At 68.9% G+C, this 6,312-nt stretch carries 9 protein-coding genes; 5 read left to right on the forward strand and 4 right to left on the reverse strand.

Annotated elements, in window-relative coordinates; translation table 11 throughout:
• A partial coding sequence (locus A5714_RS27665; protein WP_369829454.1) for an exodeoxyribonuclease V subunit gamma occupies nucleotides 1-121 on the reverse strand: 121 nt, incomplete at its 3' end.
• 85 nt (nucleotides 122-206) lie between these two features.
• Between A5714_RS27665 and A5714_RS17675 the strand changes: the two genes are divergently transcribed.
• The 4 genes from A5714_RS17675 to A5714_RS17690 all read left to right on the forward strand — a co-directional run bounded on the left by A5714_RS17675 (nucleotide 207) and on the right by A5714_RS17690 (nucleotide 3,777).
• The gene (locus A5714_RS17675) at nucleotides 207-809 is read left to right on the forward strand and encodes an HD domain-containing protein (protein WP_068287275.1); all 603 of its coding nucleotides are present in this window, start codon (nucleotides 207-209) and stop codon (nucleotides 807-809) included.
• An 18-nt stretch (nucleotides 810-827) separates the two neighbouring features.
• Entirely contained in the window at nucleotides 828-1,343 is a 516-nt protein-coding gene (locus tag A5714_RS17680) for a nitroreductase family protein (RefSeq protein ID WP_068287278.1), read from the forward strand.
• 25 nt (nucleotides 1,344-1,368) lie between these two features.
• Nucleotides 1,369-2,121 carry a class I SAM-dependent methyltransferase gene (locus tag A5714_RS17685; protein WP_068287281.1) on the forward strand — a complete coding sequence of 251 codons (753 nt, stop codon included), beginning with the start codon at nucleotides 1,369-1,371 and terminating at the stop codon, nucleotides 2,119-2,121.
• Between the two features lie 243 nt (nucleotides 2,122-2,364).
• The gene (locus A5714_RS17690; RefSeq protein ID WP_068287283.1) at nucleotides 2,365-3,777 is read left to right on the forward strand and encodes an MFS transporter; all 1,413 of its coding nucleotides are present in this window, start codon (nucleotides 2,365-2,367) and stop codon (nucleotides 3,775-3,777) included.
• On the opposite strand, the gene A5714_RS17695 is transcribed toward A5714_RS17690, so the two are convergent.
• Entirely contained in the window at nucleotides 3,767-4,111 is a 345-nt protein-coding gene (locus A5714_RS17695) for a thioesterase family protein (RefSeq protein WP_068287287.1), read from the reverse strand. The genes A5714_RS17690 and A5714_RS17695 overlap by 11 nt on opposite strands.
• 101 nt (nucleotides 4,112-4,212) lie before the next feature.
• Here A5714_RS17695 and A5714_RS17700 point away from each other — a divergent pair, with 101 nt between their 5' ends.
• On the forward strand, nucleotides 4,213-4,758 hold the full coding sequence (locus A5714_RS17700) for an adenylate kinase (RefSeq protein WP_068287290.1): 546 nt from the start codon (nucleotides 4,213-4,215) through the stop codon (nucleotides 4,756-4,758).
• Nucleotides 4,759-4,851: 93 nt separating this feature from the next.
• Here the strand turns inward: A5714_RS17700 and A5714_RS17705 are convergent, their stop codons facing one another.
• Nucleotides 4,852-5,331, reverse strand: a complete 480-nt coding sequence (locus A5714_RS17705) for a hypothetical protein (protein ID WP_068287294.1) — start codon at nucleotides 5,329-5,331, stop codon at nucleotides 4,852-4,854.
• Nucleotides 5,328-6,312 (reverse strand): molybdopterin oxidoreductase family protein (locus tag A5714_RS17710; protein WP_156747369.1); only part of this gene is annotated, 985 nt, incomplete at its 5' end. The genes A5714_RS17705 and A5714_RS17710, both read right to left, overlap by 4 nt.

The following is a 6,312-nucleotide window of genomic DNA, read 5'->3' on the forward strand; positions in this document are numbered from 1 at the left end:
CGCGGGCGGGCACCACCACCAGGTCCTCGGCGAACGGGTCGGCCGGTGGATTGGCCAGCAGGGCGGCCAGGCCGTCGGCAAGCAGATCGGTGCGCTCGGCACGGTGCAGGTGAAGCGCCATCGCGGTGTCACGATAAACCTTGACACCGACGTGCGCTGCCACAGTCTCGGAGATGCCGCCACCGGTGAAGGGGGGAGGGACGACCATGGCCGGCCGAACGCCGACGCCGCGCCTCACGGCGCGGTTCAGCGCCGCCCTGGACTATGCGGCGCGCACGCACGCCATGCAGACCCGCAAGGGCGGCCAGACCCCCTACCTCGGCCACCTGCTGTCGGTGGCCGGGCTGGTCATCGAGGCCGACGGCACCGAAACGCAGGCCATCGCGGCGCTGCTGCACGACGCCGCCGAGGACCAGGGCGGTGAGCGCACGCTGGCGGAGATCCGCGAGCGGTTCGGCGCCGACGTGGCGTCGATCGTCGCCGAGTGCAGCGACACCTTCGAAACACCCAAGCCGCCGTGGCGGGAGCGCAAGGAGCGCTACCTCGCCCACTTGCGGGAGGCGTCCGACGGCGCGGTGCTGGTGTCGCTGGCCGACAAGCTCGACAACGCCCGGGCGATTTTGCGTGACGTGCGGGCGGAAGGGAATGCCGTCTGGGGGCGTTTCACCGTCCGGGACCCGCAGCAGCAGCTGTGGTACTACCGATCGGTGCTCGAGGTGCTGAGCCGGCGCACCGACAACTGGATGGTCGACGAGCTGCGCGCGGTGTTGCGCGCGCTCGAGCAAGAGGTCGACCGCGACGGCGACTAATCCGCAGGAGGAGACGAGATGGAAGCCTGGGACGCGATCCGAGCCCGCCGCAACGTGCGTGAGTACACGCCGCAGCCGGTGCCACAGGAAGACCTCGACCGCATCGCCGAGGCGGGGTGGCGCGCACCGTCGGCCAAGAACCGCCAACCCTGGGACTTCGTCATCGTCACCGACCGGGACCAGCTCCAAGAGCTCGCCACCGTGTGGGGCGGGGCCGGTCACATCGCCGGCGCCGCGGCGGCGATCGCCATCGTGGTGCCCGAGCCGCCCGACGAGCGCCGCGTCGTGACCGACAACTACGACGTGGGTCAGGCCACCATGGCGATGATGATCGCGGCCACCGACCTGGGTGTGGGGACCGGGCATTCGTCGGTGGGGGACCAGGACAAGGCGCGGGCGATCCTGGGCGTTCCCGACGGCTACCTGGTGGCCTTCCTGCTCGGACTCGGGTATCCGGCCGATCGGCCGCTCGCCCCGATCCGCAAGCCGAACCGGCGCCCCTTCGCCGAGGTGGTGCACCACGGCCGTTGGTGAGGTCTGCTCGCCCTAAGGTGATCCCGTGCATGAACATCGGGGCGAGTACGGAATCGACGGTGACTTCGAGAGGATCTCGGCGCGCGGGCAGCTCGCCGCCATCGGGGCGGTCACGACCGGCTTGGCGGTGGTGGCCGTCGCGGGCCGGGCGCACGGTCGACATCTGACTGCGGCATTGGCCGGCGCGTCGGCCGCGGGGCTGGTCGCCTCGACGGCGTGGTACGCCTACGCGACTCGCGTCGGCAAGTTCGTGGTCTGGGACCAAATCCTCGACGGGCTGGCGCTCGACGGCGATGAGACCGTGCTCGACCTGGGCTGCGGGCGCGGCGCGGTGCTGTGTGCGGCGGCCAAGCGCCTGCCGCGCGGACGCGCCGTCGGGGTCGACCTGTGGCACGCCGACCAGACCGACAACTCCCGGCAGGCCACGCTAGCCAACGCGGTGGCCGAGGGCGTCTCCGACCGCATCGAGGTGCACACCGCCGACATGACGGCGGTGCCGCTGCCCGACGACAGCGTTGACGTGGTCGTGAGCAGCCTGGCGATCCACAACATTGCGGGAAACGCCGGGCGCCGCATGGCCCTCGACGAGGCGGTGCGGGTGCTGCGCCCGGGCGGTCGGCTCGCGATCGCGGACCTGTTCGGCACCGACCGGCACGCGGCGCGGCTGCGGGAATTGGGCTGGCGCGACGTGCGGCACCGCCGGCTCGGCTGGCGGATGTGCTACGGCGGTCCGTGGTTTTCCACCCGCCTGGTGACCGCCACCAAACCCGGGCCCTGACGGCATTGCAGTTTGCTGGATGCGCGCGCCACGGAAACGCGTTGCGCGACGGTTTTCCTGCCGGTCAACAACTTTCGCTTATATAGCGAGAATTCGGTTGAATTGAAAGGCATTTCGGCTACCGAATTGCGCCTGGTCGTGTGAATTCACGGCATTCTCACAGCCGCGAGCGGCACACTTGCAGGCAATTCGGGCCTACCGTCGTGACGGTCATTTCCTGGTCGACGGAAGTCGAGGCTGTCCATGTTTCGCGCGCAACGCATATGCGATTGGGATCCGGAGGATGTTGCGGGCTGGCAAGCCGGCAATGCGCGGATCGCCCGGCGCAATCTGATCTGGTCGTTATTCGCCATGCACGTGGGTTATTCGGTGTGGTCGATCTGGTCGGTGATGGTGCTGTTCATGCCGCGCGCGGTGTACGGGTTGTCACCGGCGGACAAGCTGCTGCTGGGTGCCACCGCGACGCTCGTCGGTGGCTGCCTGCGGCTGCCCTACGCCGTCGCGGTGGAGAAGTTCGGCGGCCGCAACTGGCTGGTGTTCTCCTCGTTGGTTTTGTTGATCCCGACCGCGGGAACCATTGTGCTGCTGGCCAATCCGGGCCAACCGATGTGGGCGTACCTGTGTTGTGCGGCGTTGACCGGCATGGGGGGCGGGAATTTCTCCTCCGCAATCGCCCACGTCAACGTCTTCTACCCGCAGCGGCTCAAGGGTGCGGCGTTGGGTATCGCCGGCGGTGGCGGCAACATCGGTGTGCCTTTGATCCAGATCGTCGGTCTGGTGGTGCTGGCGACCGCCGGTGACCGCAAACCCTATTGGGTATGCGGGATCTATCTGGTGTTGCTGTCGTTGGTCGCGCTCGGCGGCGCGCTCTTCCTCGACAACGTGGAGCTGCCGCGCGCGCAGCACCGCCCGATGCGCGCCGCCCTGAAGCAGCGCGACACGTGGGCGCTGGCGGCGCTCTACGTGGCGACCTACGGCTCGTTCATCGGCTTCTCTTTCGCCTTCGCGCAGATCTTGCAGATCAACTATCTGGCCTCCGGCCAAGGAACCCTGACCGCGTCGTTGCACGCCGCCCAAATCGCTTTTCTGGGGCCGTTACTCGCGTCGCTGGGCCGGATGTACGGTGGCCGACTGGCCGATCGCCTGGGCGGCGGGACCGTCACCTTGGGGGTGCTGTGCGCGATGATCGTCGCCGTCAGCGGCATGATCGTGCTGAGCGCGCGGGCCGACAGCCGGGCGGGCCGGTTGGACGCGGCGGTCATGACCGGCTACGTGATCGGATTCTTGGCCCTGTTCATCCTCTGCGGGGTCGGCAACGGGGCGGTGTACAAGATGATCCCGGCCGTCTTCGAGACGCGCAGTCACCGCATGGCCATCGGTGACGCCGACCGGCGCCACTGGGCGCGCGCCATGTCCGGCGTCGTGATCGGCATCGTCGCCGCGATCGGAACGCTAGGTGGGTTCGGCATCAACATGGCGCTGCGCCAGTCCTACGTGAACACCGGATCCGAGACCGCGGCGTTCTGCATCTTCGCAGTGTGCTACCTGTTCGGGTCGGTGTTGACCTGGCGGGTGTACGTGCGCCCGTCCTCGGACGTCCGGCAGACGCGGGACCGAGTCGACGCGCCCCGCCTCGAGCACTCGATCAGCGGCTGAGGAACTTATGCCGGTCGACGATCACGCGGTCAATCTCGCCTTCCGCCACCACTTTTCCGTCACCATCGACTGCTTTGACGTGGAAGGTGATGCGCCGACCGTCGGCCGGCGCCGGGTCCGCGGTGACGTCCACGGTGCCACCCACGTCGGTCGCGCGCCGGTGTTCGATGCGCACCGCGGTGCCCACGGTCGTCTGGCCGGGACTGGTGAACGGCGCGGCCGCCTGCACGGTCGCCGCTTCCAACCACGCGATCAGCGTGGGAGTCGCGAGCACGGGCACATCACCGCTGCCGACGTGCGCGGCGGTGTCGGTGTCGGTCACTTCGTAGCGCATCGCTTCAGCGTAGCGCGGCCGGGGCGCGAAACCCGGTGAGGTTGAGTGATATTCGATGAAAGTGATCAGGTGATGCAGCGCAGTTATGAAGGGTTCCTCAAGTGAGAGTCGTTTTGCTGGGGCCGCCCGGGGCGGGCAAGGGAACGCAGGCGTGCAAGCTTTCCGAGAAGTTGGGGATCCCGCATCTGTCCACCGGTGATCTGTTCCGCAGCAACATCGAGAACGGCACCGAGTTGGGGCTGGAGGCCAAGCGTTACCTGGATGCCGGTGATTTGGTGCCCTCGGAGTTGACCAATCAGCTCGTCGCGGACCGTCTCGATGATCCCGACGTCGCCAACGGGTTCATCCTGGACGGGTATCCGCGCTCGGTGGAGCAGGCCAAGGCGTTGCACGGCATGCTCGAGCGCCGGGGTGGGGACATCGATGCGGTGTTGGAGTTTCGGGTCTCTGAGGACGAGTTGTTGCAGCGGCTCAAGGGCCGCGGGCGTGCCGATGACACCGAGGAGATCATCATCAACCGGATGAAGGTCTACCGCGACGAGACCGCGCCGCTGCTGGACTACTACCGCGACGAGCTCAAGACCGTCGACGCCGTCGGAACTATGGACGAGGTCTTCGCCCGCGCGCTGCACGCGCTGCACGGGTGAAGTGACGGCGCGTCGCGCAACTGTCAGACTGGCGGCGAGGAGGCGATGGGGACGCGGTGGCCGGGGGCTGTGCGGCCGCCGCGTTTCTCATTCCTAGCTCGTCAACACCTGCGGGGACAGCTCTTTGAGCATGGCGTTGGCCCAGCGCATCTGGCGCAGCGCCTCGGGATGGCAGCGCGTGGCCAGCCGCAACAGCTCGGCGTCCTTGGCGGCCTGGGCGCCCTGCGCCAGCAGCTCCCAGTCCAGCGATACGCCGGCCGCGGTGCGGTGCACCCGCCGCAGGTCGGCCAGCAGCAGCAACCCCGGTTCAGGCCGGCGCCGCAGCTTGTCGCTGAGCCGCGCCGCGACGGCGCCGGTGAGCGGGCGGCGACGCCGCCGCGCGGGCAGGTGCAGGCCGTAATGGCGGCCGTGCCGCGCCAATTCATCGAGGTGGTGTCGCGACCACCCGGCCAGGTCCTGCGCCAGGTGGCAGACGTCCTGGTCGCTGTGGTGCCGCGCCGCCAACGCGGTGAGCTGGTGGGCGAGTTTGCGTTCCGAGCGGTGCAGCTCGCGCAGGGCCAGCCGCAGTTTCACGACCGGCCCCCGGCGGGCGCGGCCTCGGCCAGGGCGGCGCCGCCCGCGTCCGGTGCGCCCGTCCGTTGCGCCGGGCACTTCCGCAGGCGGGCGGCGGCCGTCTTGTAGACCGGCTGCTTGGACACGGGGTCCCAATCGGTGAGCGTGAGCTCGTTGCCGGCCCGGTGGTGTGCGCGGTCGGCACCGGCGGGCAGATCCCAGTACCCGTAGTGAAACGGCACGAACAGCACCCCGTCGCGGACGTCGCGAACCCGGGCGGTGCACCGGATGCACCCGCGAGGGGTGCTGACCTCGACCCAGTCGCCCTCGGCGATGCCGAGCCGGCCAGCGTCACCGAAAGACACCTCGACCCACACGTCGGGCGCGGCCGCGTCGAGTTGTGGTGCCCGGCCCGTCTTGGTGCGGGTGTGGAAGTGGTAGACGGTGCGGCCGGTCATCAGTGCGAAAGGGTAGTCGGCACTCGGCTTTTCGTGTGGTGGAAGATATTCGGCCGCCTTGATGACGGCCTTGCCCGACGGGTTCATGGCCCGGTATTCGGTCGGCTCCAGCGGGGCGCCGGTGATCAGATCCTTGCCGTACGCCTCGCAATACTCGGGGTCGGCCCAAAACTTCCCGTCGGCGTAGAGCCGTTCGGTACCGTCGGGATGCTCGGCGTTGCAGGGCCATTGGATGCCGCTGCCGCCGCGCAGCTTCGCATAACTGAGGCCCGTGTAGTCGCACGGGCGGCCCGCGCTGCACTGCTGCCACGCCGCGAAGGCCGACTCCGCGTCGTGCCAAGGCGGAAACGGGCGACCGTCCTTGTCGCGGAAGTTCATCCGCCGCGCATAGTCCAAAAAGATATCCAGGTCGGAGCGCGCGGAACCCGGTGGCTCCACGGCCTTTTCGGACAGGTGCACGGTGCGGTCGGCGTTGGTGAAGGTGCCCGTTTTCTCCGCCCACGCCGCCGCGGGCAGCACCACGTCGGCCAGCGCGGCCGTCTCG

It is taken from the genome of Mycobacterium sp. E2462 (assembly GCF_001672685.1).
Classification (GTDB): domain Bacteria; phylum Actinomycetota; class Actinomycetes; order Mycobacteriales; family Mycobacteriaceae; genus Mycobacterium.